The organism is Mycobacteroides sp. CBMA 271 (assembly GCF_009729205.1).
GTDB lineage: Bacteria > Actinomycetota > Actinomycetes > Mycobacteriales > Mycobacteriaceae > Mycobacterium.
Genome location: NZ_VTHB01000001.1, coordinates 200740 through 215515 on the forward strand (window position 1 = coordinate 200740; position 14776 = coordinate 215515).

A 14776-nucleotide genomic window follows, 5' to 3' on the forward strand; every position below is an offset into this window, starting at 1 on the left:
GAAAGGACCCGGTCAATGACTTCGAGCTGGCAGAAGCTGCCCAACCCGCCTCAGCTTCGCGAGTTCCCGTTCAATGTGTTCACCCGCTTCCTGGCCGGGCGCGATATCCGCGCGACTGCCGAACAGCGAGAGACCTTCCGTCAGTACGCGCAGATCGGCGACCCGGTCGCCGATGCGGTAGTCACGATGTTCGCGCGTTTCCCCGCGGGTCAGGGACGCCGGATGTTTGAGGTGGCGCTCGAGTCGGGTATCGACTCTGTCGAGAATCCTCCCGAAGAGCTCATTGCCTTCTTCGCCCAGGTGGACGCGCGGCCGTACTGGCTCGACGACCAAAAACTTGAGCTGGCCGCGCGGGTCAGTATGCGCACCGGAGTGGTGGGGCTGGGCCTGGCACTGCCCGGGCTGGCGCTCACCGGCGGATACCTCTCGTCCCGTGCCGACAAGCCCCTCGTCGGCACGGGCAACCTGAACCTGCAAGCCGCGGCACCACGCCGACTGCACGAGACCGCTCAATGGCTCATCGACGTCACCTCCCCCGGCGGCCTCGAGCGATTCTCCGCCGGTTTCAAGGGAATTCATCGCGTCCGTCTCATGCATGCGCTGGTACGCGGCGCCATGCACCGGCGGGATGACTGGGACTACAAGAACTGGGACACTCCGATCAACCAAATCCAGTTGGCCGGAACGCTCATGTTGTTCTCGCTGGCCAATCTGGCCGGGTGCCAGGCAATGGGCATGAGCTTCACCGACACCGAGCGCGAGGCCGTATTCCACTTCTGGCGATATGTGGGGCAGCTCATGGGTATTCACCCCGAGCTGGTGCCCACCAGCGAAGAGGACACGTGGCGGTTGTTCTGGCTGGAGGCCGATACCGAATTCCTGCCCGACGAAGATTCCTTCACCCTCACCCAGGCGCTGCATCAGGCGGCTCCCGGCGAACCCGCTTACATGCGGCTATCTCGGGCATACCTGTCCTCCTACAGCCGGCTCATCCTCGGCAAGACCCACGCAGACCATTTGGGGCTTATCGACAGCAAGCCGATGCAGGCCGCGGTCCTCGGGACATCAATGGTCAACTGGTTCTTCGAACGTCGCAACGTGCTTCCCGGGATGACGCGCATCAGTGAGGAATTCGGGCACTTCGCACGGCGCCAGATCGTTTCACGTGGCATGGCGCAGACCGGCGGCGACCGCACCTACCGCCAGCATGACAAGCTGGCGACCGCCAGCTAAAGGCCTAACCTCCGCGCCAGATCCGGTGCGGCAATGCCGAATGTCTCGACGATGGACAGTCTGTTGCGCGAATCACGATGGAATATCGCGTAATCGGTATAGAGACGGGTCACGCAGCGCATCGCGGTCAGCGGATAGCTGCAGGTGGGCACCAACTTGGGGGCGCCGTCCTTGCCGAACAGCGCCATCATGACGAATACCGATCGGGCACCAACGGCAAGGTCCATCGCCCCGCCCACCGCCGGGATAGCCTCTGGGTCACCGGTGCTCCAGTTGGCCAGGTCTCCCTCGAAGGACACCTGGTACGCGCCCATGACACATACATCGAGGTGGCCACCGCGCATCATCGCGAAGGAATCGGCGTGATGGAAGTAGGCGGCGCCCGGTAGCTCAGTCACCGGGATCTTCCCGGCATTCGTCAGGTCCGTATCGATGTCGTCTCCCCGCGCCTCAGGCCCCATACCGAGCATCCCGTTCTCGGTATGCAGGAGGACTCCCGCGCTGGGGTCGAGATACTCGGCCACCATGGTCGGCTGTCCGATGCCGAGATTGACGATGGCACCCGCTGGGACATCTCGCGCCACCGCAGCGGCCAACTGTTCGCGCGTAAGTGGCCCCGTCATGCCAGCAGCCGGTCGACGTAGATACTCGGTGTGACAACTACTTCCGGATCAATCGCACCGGTATCCACGATTTCCGCGACTTCGGCAATAGTGGTCCGGGCAGCCGTCGCCATCACCGGCCCGAAATTGCGTGCGGTCTTCCGGTACACCAGGTTCCCCAGCCGGTCCGCGCGATGCGCACGGATCAGCGCGTAGTCACCGTGAATGGGGAATTCCAGAACATGTTCGCGGCCACTGATCATTCGAGTCTCCTTTCCCTCCGCCAGCGATGTGCCGGCCCCCGTCGGGGTGAAGAACGCGCCGATACCCGCTCCGGCCGCCCGCAACCGCTCGGCGAGATTGCCCTGCGGCACGAGTTCGAGCTCCACTCTCCCGGAGCGATAGAGCTCGTCGAAAATCCACGAGTCATGTTGACGGGGAAAGGAGCACAGCACCTTCCGGACACGCCCCGCGGCCAGTAGTGCAGCCAGTCCGGTATCGCCGTTTCCCGCGTTGTTGCTCACCACCGTCAACCCCGTCGCGCCTTGGGCGATGAGCGCATCGACCAGCCGCACCGGCATACCTGCCATACCGAACCCGCTCACCAAAATTGTGGATTCGTCCTCGATTCCGGCCACCGCATCCGCAGGCCGATCGGTGACGAACAGGCTCATTCGTCGAGGACTTCCTGTGCGATCCGGAACGCCCTGTTCGCGTGCGGGACCCCGCAGTAGATCGCGGTCTGCAACAGAACCTCCACGATCTCCTGACGCGACAGCCCGTTTCGCAGCGCGGCACGAAGATGCATGGCCAGCTCGCTGTCATGGCCACCGGCCACCAGGGCCGTCAGGGTCACGATGGAGCGGCTGCGCCGGTCCAGACCCCCTCGGGTCCATACCGAGCCCCAGGCGTATTCGGTGATGAATCGTTGGTAATCCCGGGTGACATCGGTGATCCTCGCGGTGGCCTGATCGACGTGTTCGTCACCGAGCACCTCACGGCGGACCACCATTCCCGATTCATAGCGAGCAGAATCTTCGTCGGTCATCGACTTTCCCCATTCCACATGTCCGTCAACGTTTGTGCCATGGCGCGCGGGTCCTCCACCGGAGGCAGATGGCCACAGCTCGGTATCTCCAGGTAGGACCCGTGTTGAACATTCGCGGCGATGAGACGCAGTGACGCAGGCGGGGTGGCCACGTCATGCCCTCCGGCCACCGCCACCACCGGCGTGACGATCTGCGGCAACCGTGCTCGCACATCGAATTCCGCGAGTGCACCACAGACCTGTGCGTAGGACTCGGGGTCGGTACCCGACAGGTCATCGACACACCGTCGAGCCGCTTGGCGGTTTCCGTCGGTGAATCCCGGTGCAAACCAGCGTTCTTCGGATTGCTTGGCCACGGCGGCTGTCCCCTGGGCCCGCACCTGCTGCGCCCGCTCCAGCCAGCCGGCCGGCTCGCCGATCTGCGCACCCGTACACACCAACGCCGCCGCGCGCACCCTGCCGGGATGGTCCAACAGCAGCTGCAGGCCGACAGCCCCCGCCACAGACACTCCCGCGTAGTACAGCGGAGCAGCTCCCACGGCGATGTTCACGGCACCAAGTACCCCCCGCGCGAGATCTTCCATGGAAAAGGCAGATGTCGTCGGCCTACTTGCCCCGTGGCCCGGAAGATCCCATCCCACCACGTGATAAGTGCCGTCAAGCGCGGGCACGACGTCACCCCACAACGTGGTAACGGAGATCCCGAGGGACGGTCCGACCAGCAGTACGGGCAGTCCATCCGTCCCGCCCAAATGCGTCATGGTGACGACGGGGATGGTCATAGATCCGCGATCGTCCGGCGGGCACGCTCAACCGTCCCATCCACCAGCCGAGCGCATTCGCCGAGGTAGGTCTCGCTGGCAGGCTTCCCGGAAAGCTCGGCGATGACCCGTTGTTCGGCAAGGACGTCGAAGCGCGCGAGGTTTGCCGCCATCTGCTCCGCGTGCACCTGCAGTCCACTCAGCAGCTCGGCACATTGATCGCCGGCGATGATCACCTGGCGCGTCAACGTCCGTAACGGTTCCCACTCGGCGTGCCAGGCACCGTCCGGGCGCTCGTCGTTGGCGAAGGCCGCGGCGACGTGCAGAGTCGCGGAAAGCTGTGGGGCCGAGATGGCTGCCCGCCGGATCAATATGGACAGGATGGGGTTTCGCTTCTGCGGCATGGTCGAAGAACCACCGCGCCCTACTGGGCCGGGCTCGGTGAGCTCACCGATTTCCGGACGCACCATGGTCACCACATCGGAGGCGATGCGCCCCCACACGTCGACGCATCCAACGAGCGCGTCCCCAGCGTTTGTGACCGGGGCCCGCGCCGTGTGCCATGGCCGCCAAGCGTCCAGGTCCAGTTCGGCGGCGGCGGTCTCGACCAGTTCCTCGGGATTGGAGGGTTGCGCCGCAGGGGTGCTCCTAAGCGCAAGCAGCTCCGCGATCGCGGAGCGCGTTCCACCTGCACTGCCGATCTGAATCGGCGTCGTGACAACCATGATTCGTTCGTAGGCGTCAACCACGCCATCAAGCCACACCGCCGCCTTGACGCCGAAGGTGGTCGGTACCGCGGGCTGTGTCAAAGTCCTTGCCAACGTAGGTGTTTCCCGGTAACGCTCGGCGAGCGTGATGAGGGCCGAGGCTTGGCGCGACAGCTGCGACTTAATCACCTCGGTCGCGGAGCGGAAGGCCAGCATCAGTGCGGTGTCGAGGACGTCCTGGCTGGTAAGTCCGCGATGGATCCACCTGCCGTGCTCACCACCTGCGCGCTGCCGCAGCAGCGCGACCAGCGCCGGCACCGGGTTACCGGTGTCCTCGGCCGCCAGCGCCAGCGCCGCTCGGTCCTCTGCGTGGACCCATCGGTGCAGATCGATACCGGCGCACGGTGCGGGCGCGATTCCCGCGCGGGCAAGCACGCCCAGCCACGCCGTCTCGACACGAATCATGTTGTCGAGCAGCGTCTCATCCGACATAAGGGCGCCTGCCCGGTGATCACCGGGCCACAACAGGTTGGTCATTCGATACCTCGATACTCAAGGAACACCGTCTCACCCGGCCCTTGAATACGGATGTCGAAGCGGTATCCGGAGGGTTCGGGTGTGCATATCAACGTGTTCCTGCGCGCCGGATCGAGTGTATCCAGGAACCGGTCGGACTCCGCGGGAAGATAGGCACGAGTGAACAGCCGGTTCAACAGGCCCCTCGCGAAAATGACGAGCGCAAAGAAGGGCTGGGCGCCAGCGACGGAACCCGGTGTCACTGTGGTGAACTCGTAGTGCCCATCGCCGTCGGTGGCACAACGCCCCCATCCGGTGAACACATCGGCGTTGCGTCGCAGCGAGCCCGGGTGCCGTGAGACGTTTCCCGCGGAATCGGGCTGCCACACCTCCACGACAGCGTCCGGTATGCCGTTACCCTCTCCGTCGTAGACGAATCCGTGCAGCGTGACGGAAGCTGGACTATCGCGGGGAACGAGTCGGCAGTCGTCGGGAAATGTCAAGGCGGGGGCGAAGAACGGCCCGACCGTCTGTCCGGCCGTTCGTGCTGCTTCACCCATCGCTGTCCGTCTCGGCCCAGGTGCGCCGCGTTCCCGACAGCACGATGTCCCAGCGATATCCGGTGGCGTACTCGGGCTCGGACACGTCGTGGTCATAGTGCGCGATCAGGCCTTGCCGCGCGGAGGGATCCACGATCGACTGGAAGATCGGGTCAAGGCCGAACAGCGGGTCTCCCGGGAAGTACATCTGCGTCACGAGGCGTTGCGTGAACGCCGTTCCGAACAGCGAGAAGTGGATATGCGCGGGGCGCCACGCATTCACGTGATTGCGCCACGGGTACGGTCCCGGCCTTATCGTGACGAACCGATACGTGCCGTCGGCGACAGTTAGGCATCGACCCTTTCCCGTGAAATTCGGGTCCAGCGGCGCGGGATGCTGGTCCCCCGCATGGATATAGCGTCCACTGGAGTTCGCCTGCCACACCTCGATCAGTTGTCCTCCGACAGGCTTGCCGCGGCCATCGACCACCCTCCCGGTGACGACAATGCGCTCTCCGAGAGGCTCTCCCGGCGCCCCGGCGGTCAGATCGGCATCGACCGGATCGATATCTCGCTCGCCAAAACAGGGCGCGGTGAGCTCCAGCGCCTCTGGGTCCACCCACACCGGTGCCGCCTGCGGATGCCTCAACACGCTGCTGCGGTAGGGCGGGTAGTCCAGGAGGGGCTGCGTCATTCCCACGCCCGCGCCGATGACGGTAATACGAGCGATCTGCTCATCGATCTCACGCTGGGTGGGCGCCATGCGTGCCTCCATGAAATCGACCGTAGCCGTTTTCTCTGCTGAACGGAAGATCAGACCGTTGTGCAGAAAATGAGACCCGGCGACCCCCGTTGACCTAGTTGGCCGCCGTGGTGCATGCTGTCTTTACAGAATGCATTTCTGCTATTCAGAATTAATGGTGGGAGGGTCGGATGTCCGACACGGTGTTCGACAGCGTTCGCCGCGGCCTGATCCCCGCCCACATCTACAACGACCGCGAGATTTTCGAGCTAGAGAAGCAGCATCTGTTCGGCCGGACATGGATGTTCGTCGGGCACGAGTCGGAGGTTCCACATAACGGCGACTATGTGGTGCGGCGGATTCTGGACGATTCGTTCATCGTGACCAGAGGATCCGATGGTCAGGTGCGCGCACTGTTCAATATGTGCCTGCACCGAGGCATGCAGGTGTGCCGCGCCGAGATGGGAAATGCGTCGAACTTCAGGTGCCCGTACCACGGTTGGACGTACCGCAACGACGGTCGCATCATCGGGCTACCCTTCCATAATGACGCCTACGGCGGCGAGGACGGGTTCCGCAGGCAGGGCCAAACACTGGTACCCGCACCGAATCTCGGGCTGTACAACGGGCTCATCTTCATCAGCCTTGACCCCCAGGCGCCGCCCCTAGAAGAGTTTCTCGGCGACTTCCGGTTCTATCTAGACTTCTACACCCGCCAAAGCCGCGAAGGTCTCGAGGTGCATGGCCCGCAGCGCTGGCGCGTCAAGGCCAACTGGAAGATCGGGGCGGAGAACTTCGCCGGCGACATGTACCACACCCCCCAAACCCATTCCTCCGTCGTCGAAATCGGACTGTTCCGCGAGCCCAAGGCCGAAAAACGCAAGGATGGCGCCACGTACTGGGCAGGCCCCGGTGGCGGCACCACCTACAAGTTGCCTCCCGGTGATTTCGACGAGCGCATGCGGTACGTCGGCTACACCGACGACATGATCTGGCGGATCAAAGACGCCTGGACCCCCGTGCAACAACAAGTGGTCGCCGAGGACGGTTTCATGTTCTCGGCGGCGACCTGCTTCCCCAACGTCAGCTTCGTGCACAACTGGCCGAAAGTGGGCGATGGAGATGAGGTTCTGCCCTTCATCTCCATCCGGATGTGGCAGCCGGTGAGCGAGAACGAGACCGAGGTCTACTCGTGGTTCGCCGTGGATTCGGCGGCGCCCGAGGAGTACAAGCAGAAGTCGTACAAGGCCTATCTCATGTGCTTCGGGTCGACAGGGATGTTCGAACAGGATGACGTCGAGAACTGGGTGTCATTGACCAACACCGCCGCCGGGACGATGGCCCGGCGCCTGCTGCTGAACAGCCGCATGGGCCTGCTTGAAGACGACCGGGCCGTAGTTGAGCCGTTGCCGCCCAATCTTTTTCATGGGCCGGGCCGCGCACAGGTCGGATACAACGAACACAATCAGCGCCAACTACTCAATCTGTGGGCCGACTATCTGCAGTCGCCTTGCGAGCAGGTGCGTCCGGTATGAGAACCGTCGGTCGGTACCATCGCGCTCCCGGAGCGGGCAGCTATTCCGAGCAGTCGGTGCTCGGTGCGCATGCTTCGCGCCATACGCGGGTGGGAAAACCGCTTCCCTTCAACGATATCCGGCATCTACAGGCACATCAGTTCCTGGTGGACGAGGCGTACCTGTTCGATGCGCAGGAGTACGAGCAGTGGCTCGCCACCTTGACCGAGGACATCCACTACGTGATGCCGGTGCGCGTCACCACCGCCCTCGGGGCGGGATTCGACACCTCACCCGGGATGGCGCACTTCGACGAGAACAAGTACTCCCTCGATCGCCGGGTCGCCCGCTTCCTGACCGAACACGCCTGGACCGAGGATCCGCCGTCCCGTCTTCGGCACTTCGTCACCAACATCCGGGCATTCGCCACCCAAGACGAGGCTCACCTCGTCGTCGAGTCGGCGGTACTGCTGTTCCGCAGTCGCGGCGACGTGAACGAGCATGCGCTGTTGTCGTGTGGTCGCGAGGATCTGCTGCGCCGCACCGGCGACGAGTGGCAACTCGCCCGCCGGATCATCTCCGTCGACGAATCGGTGATCAGGATGCAGAACCTCGCGGTGTTCCTATGAGCCACGCCGACCAGCTCGCCGCGCTACTGGACGGGGCCACCGGTGAAACACTGGTCATCGGCAACGAATTCACCGAGGTCCAGGTACGCAAGGTCCAGACGCGCAACGGTTCTCGACTACTGATCCTCTCTCCCAAGTCTGGTCAGTGGATCAGCCTCGACGCGTTGGAGGTGGAGGCAATCACCTGGCAGAACACCCGCACGCTGGCCGCAATGGTCGGAAACGTCAACGCACCCTTGCTCTCCGATGAGGAGAACCTGCCGTGACGTGGCTCGACGGGAAGCGGGCACTGGTCGTCGGCGCCGGATCGGGTATCGGCCGTGCCGTGGTCGACGCCTTCCTCTCCGAGGGCGCGGCGGTCGCGGTACTGGAGCGAGACGAGTCGAAATGCCATGCGCTGCGCGAGGAGTTGCCCCAGATCACGGTCATCGAAGGAGACGCGGTCACCCAGGATGCCAACGATCGCGCGGTGACCGAGACAGTGGATGCGTACGGCGGGCTGGATACCCTGGTGAATTGCGTGGGTGTCTTCGACTTCTATCGCGGCATCTCCGACCTCGACGCGCCAGATCTGCAGCAAGCGTTCGACGAGATGTTCCGGACCAATGTGTTGAGCCACCTGCACTCCGTGAAAGCCGCCCTACCCGCGCTGCGTGCGGCCCAGGGCGCGTCCATCGTGCTGACCGAATCGACATCGGCGTACTACCCGGGGCGGGGCGGAACTCTGTACGTGGCATCCAAGTTCGCGGTGCGCGGGCTGGTGACAACCCTGGCCCATGAGCTGGCACCCGGCATCCGGGTCAACGGTGTGGCGCCCGGCGGGACCTTGCACACCGATCTGCGCGGGCTGGAAAGCCTTGGACAGCGGGAAGACCGGCTCGATGACACTGCCGACCGGGCCCGTAGCCTGGCCGCCCGCACCCCATTGCAGGTGGCATTGACGGGCGCCGATCACGCGTGGAGCTACGTGTTTCTGGCCAGTGACCGGGCCCGTGGTATCACCGGAACCAGCACCCATTCCGACGGTGGTTTCGGCATGGGAACAAAGGGGTTGCCGTCATGACGTCCTACGCCGCCGAACGTGCGCTGGTTGCAGAAGGCTGCCGGGTCGCTGCGCATCGCGGTTTGGTGGATGGAATCCTCGGGCATATCAGCCTGCGTGTGGACGAGGACCGTCTGCTCGTGCGCTGCCGCAGCGAGGCGGATACCGGCGTCGCCTTCACCACAGCGACGGACATCCGGCTGGTGTGTTTCGACGGAAGCGCGGCGGCTACAGGTGAACTCGATGGATACCGGGTGCCCAACGAACTTCCCATCCACACCGAAACACTGCTCGCCAACGCCCATCGACGCGCAGTGGTGCACGTGCATCCGCCCGCCACGGTGGCCGCCGATCTGGCCGGCGTACCTGTGCTTCCGATCTACGGGGCCTATGACATTCCGGGCGCATGGCTGGCGAGGGGTGGTGTGCCGGTGTACGAGCGCGCCGTCCTCATCCGAACCACCCTGTTGGCACGGGAGATGGTTGCCGCATTGGGTGAACGCCCCCTTGTCATCTGCCGCGGCCATGGCATCGTCAGCGCGGCATCCACCGTGGCGGAGGCGGTGCTGCAGGCCCTCAGCCTGGAGCGGTTGTCGGAGATGTCATTGCGGGTGGTCTCCGCGGGTGGCAGGCCTCGCGCCCTCGCCGATGAGGACTGGGACGACCTACCCGACCTCGGTCCCGCATTCACGGCCGAGGCGGCGTGGCGCTACGAGATCGCGAGTCTCCCCTCCCACTAGGGCCTTTCAGCCCAGCTGGTCACCGATGTGACGCGCCGCTTCATGCAACGCATGGGTGATCTCGGCGTATTGAGAAGCACTCACCCGGTGGACGGGGGCGGCCGCATTGAGCGCGAGACGCAGCCCGGGAGCCCGGGTGGGCACCGTAACCGCAAGGGAAGCAACGCCTTCCTCGCTCTCCTCACGATTCACCGCATAGCCCTGCTTGCGGATCCGCAGCAGTTCTAGCTCGAGTTCACGACGGCTGCCGATCGAGTGCGGGGTAACGCGTTGGAGGTCTTCTTCTGGGTATAGCTGAACGAGTTCACCTTCGGTCAACTCGGCCAGCATGACCTTGCCCGTCGAGGTGCAGTGCGCCGGCATGATCCGGCCGAGCCGCGAGGCCACCCGAACAGCCGTCGGCCCCTCCACTGCGGCGACGAATCGCACCGTGGCTCCGTCCAAGAGGCCCAGGTGCACCGACTCACGCAGACCTTCACTGAGGGTGCGCATGATCGGGGTGGCCGCGCCGGGGATGTCGATACGTCCGAAGATCGCGAATGCCACGCCCGTCAGTGCCGGGCCCGGCAGGTAGGCCTTGGATACGGGGTCCTGCCGAGCGAACCCGCGGTATTGCAACATCGCGAGCAGGCGGTGCGCCGTTGAGGTCGCCACTCCGAGAAACTTCGCCGCCTCGCTCAACCGAATCTCCGGTTGCTCACCTAGCAGAAGCAGTAGCCGCAGGGCCTTATCGACAGACTCGATCGGATACTGCGGCACCGACGCCTCGTCCCCTTTCTGCATAACAGAGAACGTACCTCATAGCAGAGAATGGGCAAGACCTACTGGGAGTCTCATATACTGGGAATACAGTTCAACATATTGGGATCAATGTGGAACCATAGAGGCATGGTTTCAGTCGACGAGGTTGGTACAGCACGTCGTTGGGCGATGCTGGCCATAGCCCTGGGGTCCACTGCCGGCGCCAATGTCTTCATCAACGGTGCCGCTTTCCTCATACCGACCCTGCACACCGAGCGCGGGCTCAACCTCGCCAACGCCGGGCTGCTCTCCGCGATGCCCAGTTTCGGCATGGTGTTGACGCTCATCGCATGGGGCGCCCTCATCGACAAGTTCGGCGAGCGAATCGCCTTGGTGAGTGGTCTGGCGTTGACCGCATTGGCCGCCCTTGCCGCCGCCGAATCGCCGTCCCTGGTGCTGACGGGCGTGTTCCTGCTGCTGGGTGGGGCATCCGCCGCCGCCTGCAATTCGGCGAGTGGACGCGTGGTGGTCGGCTGGTTCCCGCCGCATCAGCGCGGGACGGTCATGGGCATCCGGCAGATGGCGCAGCCGCTGGGTGTCGCGGTGGGCGCGCTGGTGATTCCACGGATCGCCGAAGGACACGGCATCGCAACGGCTTTGATTTTCCCGGCGATCGTATGCGCGGTGTCATCGGTCATATGTCTGGTGGGGATCATCGATCCGCCGCGGCCACCTCGTTCCGAGGCGCCCGAGGAGCATCTGGCCAATCCGTATCGGCGGTCGCGGCTGCTGTGGCTCATCCACGGAGTGTCGGTGCTGCTGGTAGTTCCACAGGTGGTGGTGTGGACGTTCACCCTGGTGTGGCTGGTCACCGATCGGGGGTGGAGCATCGGCGCCGCCAGCATCATGGTGACCGTGGCCCAGCTGGCGGGCGCCCTCGGCCGGGTCGCGGCCGGAATGTGGTCTGACCGTTGGGGTTCACGTATGCGGCCGATCCGGGTGATCGCGGCCGCAGCGTCGGTGACCATGGCACTGCTGGCCGTCACCAATCAGCTGGACTGGTCGATCAGCGTGCTGGTGATGGTCGCGGCATCGGTGATCACGGTGTCCGACAACGGGTTGGCATTCACCTCCATCGCCGAGATTGCCGGGCCGTTCTGGAGCGGACGCGCGCTTGGCACGCAGAACACCAGTCAGCTGCTGACTGCTGCCGTCGCTCCTCCGGTTTTCGGGGCGCTCGCCTCGGTGGCCGGGTTCTCGGCGGTGTTCGCGGTATGCGCGGTGTTTCCGTTGGTGGCAGTCGGTTTGGTCCCGGTCAAGTTGGAACGCGAACCGGTCTAAGTACGCCGATAACGCACTACAGGAAGCTGGCGATCCGATCGCCGGTGGCCGAGGTCGACAGCTTCTCGTCACCGCGGGTGGCCAGGTGCTGTTCCACGGCCTTCTCCACGCGCGCGGCGGCCTCGGTCTCGCCGAGGTGGGTCAGCAGTAGCGAGACCGACACCACGGCGGCCGTCGGATCCGCGATCCCCTGCCCAGCGATATCCGGCGCGCTGCCGTGCACAGGCTCGAACATGGACGGGTTCTTACCCGAGCCGTCGATGTTCCCGCTTGCGGCCAAACCGATTCCACCGGTGACGGCGGCCGTCAGGTCGGTGATGATGTCGCCGAAAAGGTTGTCGGTGACGATGACGTCGAACCGGCCTGGATCGGTCACCATGTGAATGGTGGCGGCGTCGATGTGCTGGTAGGAAACCTGCACATCCGGGTGCTCGACGGCGACCTCGTTGACCGTGCGCGTCCACAGCGTGCCCGCGTACTTGAGCACATTGTTCTTGTGCACCAGCGTCAGGTTCTTGCTGCGGGCCTCGGCACGCTCGAATGCGTTGCGCACCACCCGCTCTACCCCGAACCGGGTGTTCAGGCTGACCTCGGTGGCCACCTCGTGCGGGGTTCCGACGCGGATAGCTCCACCGTTTCCGGTGTAGGGCCCCTCGGTGCCCTCGCGCACCACCACTAGGTCGATGGCGGGATTCCCGGCCAGCGGTCCCACCACTCCGGGGTACAGCTTGGCCGGACGCAGGTTGATGTGGTGGTCCAGCGCGAAGCGGGTATCGAGCAGCAGACCACGTTCCAGCACGCCGCTGGGCACGGCCGGATCACCAATGGCGCCAAGCAGAATGGCGTCGTGTCCGCGGATCTCCTCAAGCACCGACGCCGGCATCAGCTCGCCCGTGGCCAGGTACCGGCGAGCGCCGAGGTCGTATGCGGTCTTCTCCACACCGGGCAGGACGGCGTCGAGAATCTTGACGGCCTCGCCGATGACCTCGGGGCCGATGCCGTCACCGGCAATGACTGCAAGTCTTGTCACGAAAGATCCACCAGTTCAAGAGTTGTCGCACCGACGGCGGCGCGGATTTCGTCGAGTGCGGCATCCGGGGCAGTGCGGTCCAGGCGCAGGATGATGGTGGCCGCCTCACCCGCGGCGTCTTGGCTCAGCTGTGCGGCCTGGATGTTGGCGCCGGCGGCGCCCAACACGGTGCCGATCTTGCCGAGGGCGCCGGGCACGTCGGCGTAGTTGATGACGAGGTTCAGACCCTCGGCACGCAGGTCGAAGTTGCGCCCGTTGATCTGGACGATCTTCTGCACCTGCTGCGGACCGGACAGGGTGCCGGCCACGTTGATCACCGAACCGTCGGCGTAGACGGCGCGCACGTCAACGACGCTGCGGTGGTTCGGGCTCTCGGTGGCGGTGGTGATGTCGGCGCTCACGCCGCGCTCGTCGGCGATCGAGGGCGCGTTGACGAAGGTCACCTGGTCTTCGATGACGGACGAGAACAGTCCGCGCAGCGCGGAAAGCTTCAGCACCGCAACATCATCGGAAGCCAGCTCACCGCGCACGTCGACCGACAGCGAGGTCGGCAGCTGCTCGGAGACGGCGCCGATCAGCACGCCAAGCTTGCGCACGACCTCGAGCCACGGCGCGACCTCTTCGCTGACGACTCCCCCGCCCACGTTCACGGCATCGGGCACGAATTCGCCTGCCAGGGCCAGCTGCACGCTGGCGGCGACATCGGTGCCGGCGCGATCCTGCGCCTCACTGGTGGACGCACCCAGGTGCGGGGTCACCACGACCTGGTCGAGCTCGAAGAGCGGGCTGTCGGTGCACGGCTCGGTGGAGAACACGTCGAGGCCGGCGCCGCGGACGTGTCCGCTGCGGATGGCGTCGGCCAGCGCGGCCTCGTCTATCAGGCCACCACGCGCGGCGTTGACGATGACGACGCCCGGCTTGGTCTTGGCGAGCGCGTCCTTGCCGATGAGGCCCGCGGTCTCCGGGGTCTTGGGCAAGTGCACCGAGATGAAATCTGCCCGACCCAAAAGTTCGTCGAGGGTCAGCAGCTCGATGCCGAGCTGGGCGGCACGCGCCGCCGAGACGTAGGGGTCGTAGGCGACGATGTGCGTCCCGAACGCGGCGAGCCGCTGCGCGACGAGCTGGCCGATGCGGCCCAGACCCACCACGCCGACGGTCTTGCCGAACACCTCGACGCCGTTGAAGGACGAGCGCTTCCAGGTGTGCGCCTTGAGTGAGGCGTCGGCCGCAGGGATCTGCCGCGCCGTGGCCAGCAGCAGCGTGACGGCGTGCTCGGCGGCGCTGTGGATGTTGGAGGTGGGCGCGTTGACCACCAGCACGCCGCGGGCGGTCGCGGCCTTGACGTCGACGTTGTCGAGTCCGACGCCGGCACGCGCGACGATCTTGAGCTTGGTGCCGGCGGCCAGCACCTCGGCGTCAACGGTGGTCGCCGAGCGGACCAACAGCGCGTCGGCGTCGGGCACCGCCGCCAGCAGCGCGGGGCGGTCGGGGCCATCGACCCAGCGCACTTCCACACCGTCGCCAAGTGCTTCGACGGTCGACTGGGCAAGTTTGTCGGCAATCAACACGACTGGACGTTCGCTCACGTCGT

Annotated in this window: 17 protein-coding genes; 7 read left to right on the forward strand and 10 right to left on the reverse strand. The window is 65.0% G+C overall.

Annotated features, from left to right (window positions below):
- Positions 1 to 15: 15 nt before the first annotated feature.
- Complete coding sequence (locus FZI91_RS00980; RefSeq protein ID WP_155936861.1) at positions 16 to 1233, forward strand: oxygenase MpaB family protein; 1218 nt, start codon at positions 16 to 18, stop codon at positions 1231 to 1233.
- Here FZI91_RS00980 and FZI91_RS00985 read toward each other — a convergent pair.
- Genes FZI91_RS00985 through pcaH form a run of 7 tightly spaced genes read right to left on the reverse strand, consistent with a single transcriptional unit; the run spans position 1230 to position 6181 of the window.
- The gene (locus FZI91_RS00985; RefSeq protein WP_155936862.1) at positions 1230 to 1856 is read right to left on the reverse strand and encodes a CoA-transferase; all 627 of its coding nucleotides are present in this window, start codon (positions 1854 to 1856) and stop codon (positions 1230 to 1232) included. The two genes, FZI91_RS00980 and FZI91_RS00985, sit on opposite strands and share 4 nt — an antisense overlap.
- The gene (locus FZI91_RS00990) at positions 1853 to 2509 is read right to left on the reverse strand and encodes a 3-oxoacid CoA-transferase subunit A (RefSeq protein WP_155936863.1); all 657 of its coding nucleotides are present in this window, start codon (positions 2507 to 2509) and stop codon (positions 1853 to 1855) included. The genes FZI91_RS00985 and FZI91_RS00990 overlap by 4 nt, the downstream gene beginning before the upstream one ends.
- The gene (gene pcaC, locus FZI91_RS00995; protein WP_155936864.1) at positions 2506 to 2883 is read right to left on the reverse strand and encodes a 4-carboxymuconolactone decarboxylase; all 378 of its coding nucleotides are present in this window, start codon (positions 2881 to 2883) and stop codon (positions 2506 to 2508) included. Before pcaC ends, FZI91_RS00990 begins: the two co-directional genes overlap by 4 nt.
- A complete protein-coding gene (locus FZI91_RS01000; RefSeq protein WP_155936865.1) occupies positions 2880 to 3665 on the reverse strand; it encodes an alpha/beta fold hydrolase in 786 nt (261 codons plus the stop codon). Before FZI91_RS01000 ends, pcaC begins: the two co-directional genes overlap by 4 nt.
- Complete coding sequence (locus FZI91_RS01005) at positions 3662 to 4888, reverse strand: lyase family protein (protein WP_155936866.1); 1227 nt, start codon at positions 4886 to 4888, stop codon at positions 3662 to 3664. The genes FZI91_RS01000 and FZI91_RS01005 overlap by 4 nt, the downstream gene beginning before the upstream one ends.
- Positions 4885 to 5427, reverse strand: coding sequence for a protocatechuate 3,4-dioxygenase subunit alpha (pcaG, locus tag FZI91_RS01010; protein ID WP_155936867.1), 543 nt, complete (start codon positions 5425 to 5427; stop codon positions 4885 to 4887). The genes FZI91_RS01005 and pcaG overlap by 4 nt, the downstream gene beginning before the upstream one ends.
- The gene (pcaH, locus tag FZI91_RS01015; protein ID WP_155936868.1) at positions 5420 to 6181 is read right to left on the reverse strand and encodes a protocatechuate 3,4-dioxygenase subunit beta; all 762 of its coding nucleotides are present in this window, start codon (positions 6179 to 6181) and stop codon (positions 5420 to 5422) included. Before pcaH ends, pcaG begins: the two co-directional genes overlap by 8 nt.
- 158 nt (positions 6182 to 6339) lie before the next feature.
- Between pcaH and FZI91_RS01020 the strand changes: the two genes are divergently transcribed.
- The 5 genes from FZI91_RS01020 to FZI91_RS01040 are packed head-to-tail and all read left to right on the forward strand — an operon-like array spanning position 6340 to position 10073.
- Positions 6340 to 7683 carry an aromatic ring-hydroxylating dioxygenase subunit alpha gene (locus tag FZI91_RS01020; protein ID WP_155936869.1) on the forward strand — a complete coding sequence of 448 codons (1344 nt, stop codon included), beginning with the start codon at positions 6340 to 6342 and terminating at the stop codon, positions 7681 to 7683.
- Positions 7680 to 8291, forward strand: a complete 612-nt coding sequence (locus FZI91_RS01025) for a 3-phenylpropionate/cinnamic acid dioxygenase subunit beta (RefSeq protein WP_155936870.1) — start codon at positions 7680 to 7682, stop codon at positions 8289 to 8291. The genes FZI91_RS01020 and FZI91_RS01025 overlap by 4 nt, the downstream gene beginning before the upstream one ends.
- Positions 8288 to 8557, forward strand: coding sequence for a dihydrodiol dehydrogenase (locus tag FZI91_RS01030; RefSeq protein WP_155936871.1), 270 nt, complete (start codon positions 8288 to 8290; stop codon positions 8555 to 8557). Before FZI91_RS01025 ends, FZI91_RS01030 begins: the two co-directional genes overlap by 4 nt.
- Positions 8554 to 9354, forward strand: a complete 801-nt coding sequence (gene hcaB, locus FZI91_RS01035; protein WP_162525867.1) for a 3-(cis-5,6-dihydroxycyclohexa-1,3-dien-1-yl)propanoate dehydrogenase — start codon at positions 8554 to 8556, stop codon at positions 9352 to 9354. Before FZI91_RS01030 ends, hcaB begins: the two co-directional genes overlap by 4 nt.
- Positions 9351 to 10073, forward strand: a complete 723-nt coding sequence (locus tag FZI91_RS01040; protein WP_155936872.1) for a class II aldolase/adducin family protein — start codon at positions 9351 to 9353, stop codon at positions 10071 to 10073. The genes hcaB and FZI91_RS01040 overlap by 4 nt, the downstream gene beginning before the upstream one ends.
- A gap of 6 nt (positions 10074 to 10079) precedes the next feature.
- On the opposite strand, the gene FZI91_RS01045 is transcribed toward FZI91_RS01040, so the two are convergent.
- Positions 10080 to 10856 carry an IclR family transcriptional regulator gene (locus FZI91_RS01045; protein ID WP_155936873.1) on the reverse strand — a complete coding sequence of 259 codons (777 nt, stop codon included), beginning with the start codon at positions 10854 to 10856 and terminating at the stop codon, positions 10080 to 10082.
- Between the two features lie 105 nt (positions 10857 to 10961).
- Here FZI91_RS01045 and FZI91_RS01050 point away from each other — a divergent pair, with 105 nt between their 5' ends.
- Positions 10962 to 12155 (forward strand): MFS transporter, encoded by a 1194-nt coding sequence (locus FZI91_RS01050; RefSeq protein WP_155936874.1) that lies wholly within the window; start codon positions 10962 to 10964, stop codon positions 12153 to 12155.
- A gap of 16 nt (positions 12156 to 12171) precedes the next feature.
- Here FZI91_RS01050 and FZI91_RS01055 read toward each other — a convergent pair whose 3' ends face one another.
- Complete coding sequence (locus FZI91_RS01055) at positions 12172 to 13185, reverse strand: 3-isopropylmalate dehydrogenase (protein WP_162525868.1); 1014 nt, start codon at positions 13183 to 13185, stop codon at positions 12172 to 12174.
- Complete coding sequence (gene serA / locus FZI91_RS01060) at positions 13182 to 14753, reverse strand: phosphoglycerate dehydrogenase (protein WP_309224093.1); 1572 nt, start codon at positions 14751 to 14753, stop codon at positions 13182 to 13184. The genes FZI91_RS01055 and serA overlap by 4 nt, the downstream gene beginning before the upstream one ends.
- Between the last annotated feature and the right edge of the window lie 23 nt (positions 14754 to 14776).

Bases quoted from the DNA above. Each gene is read 5' to 3' on its own strand.
- FZI91_RS01040 (WP_155936872.1), top strand. From the start codon at position 9,351: ATGACGTCCTACGCCGCCGAACGTGCGCTGGTTGCAGAAGGCTGCCGG.
- FZI91_RS00980 (WP_155936861.1), top strand. From the start codon at position 16: ATGACTTCGAGCTGGCAGAAGCTGCCCAACCCGCCTCAGCTTCGCGAG.
- pcaG (WP_155936867.1), bottom strand. From the start codon at position 5,427: ATGGGTGAAGCAGCACGAACGGCCGGACAGACGGTCGGGCCGTTCTTC.
- FZI91_RS01020 (WP_155936869.1), top strand. From the start codon at position 6,340: ATGTCCGACACGGTGTTCGACAGCGTTCGCCGCGGCCTGATCCCCGCC.
- pcaH (WP_155936868.1), bottom strand. From the start codon at position 6,181: ATGGAGGCACGCATGGCGCCCACCCAGCGTGAGATCGATGAGCAGATC.
- pcaC (WP_155936864.1), bottom strand. From the start codon at position 2,883: ATGACCGACGAAGATTCTGCTCGCTATGAATCGGGAATGGTGGTCCGC.
- FZI91_RS01050 (WP_155936874.1), top strand. From the start codon at position 10,962: ATGGTTTCAGTCGACGAGGTTGGTACAGCACGTCGTTGGGCGATGCTG.
- FZI91_RS01000 (WP_155936865.1), bottom strand. From the start codon at position 3,665: ATGACCATCCCCGTCGTCACCATGACGCATTTGGGCGGGACGGATGGA.
- FZI91_RS01030 (WP_155936871.1), top strand. From the start codon at position 8,288: ATGAGCCACGCCGACCAGCTCGCCGCGCTACTGGACGGGGCCACCGGT.
- FZI91_RS00985 (WP_155936862.1), bottom strand. From the start codon at position 1,856: ATGACGGGGCCACTTACGCGCGAACAGTTGGCCGCTGCGGTGGCGCGA.
- FZI91_RS00990 (WP_155936863.1), bottom strand. From the start codon at position 2,509: ATGAGCCTGTTCGTCACCGATCGGCCTGCGGATGCGGTGGCCGGAATC.
- FZI91_RS01005 (WP_155936866.1), bottom strand. From the start codon at position 4,888: ATGACCAACCTGTTGTGGCCCGGTGATCACCGGGCAGGCGCCCTTATG.
- FZI91_RS01045 (WP_155936873.1), bottom strand. From the start codon at position 10,856: ATGCAGAAAGGGGACGAGGCGTCGGTGCCGCAGTATCCGATCGAGTCT.
- FZI91_RS01025 (WP_155936870.1), top strand. From the start codon at position 7,680: ATGAGAACCGTCGGTCGGTACCATCGCGCTCCCGGAGCGGGCAGCTAT.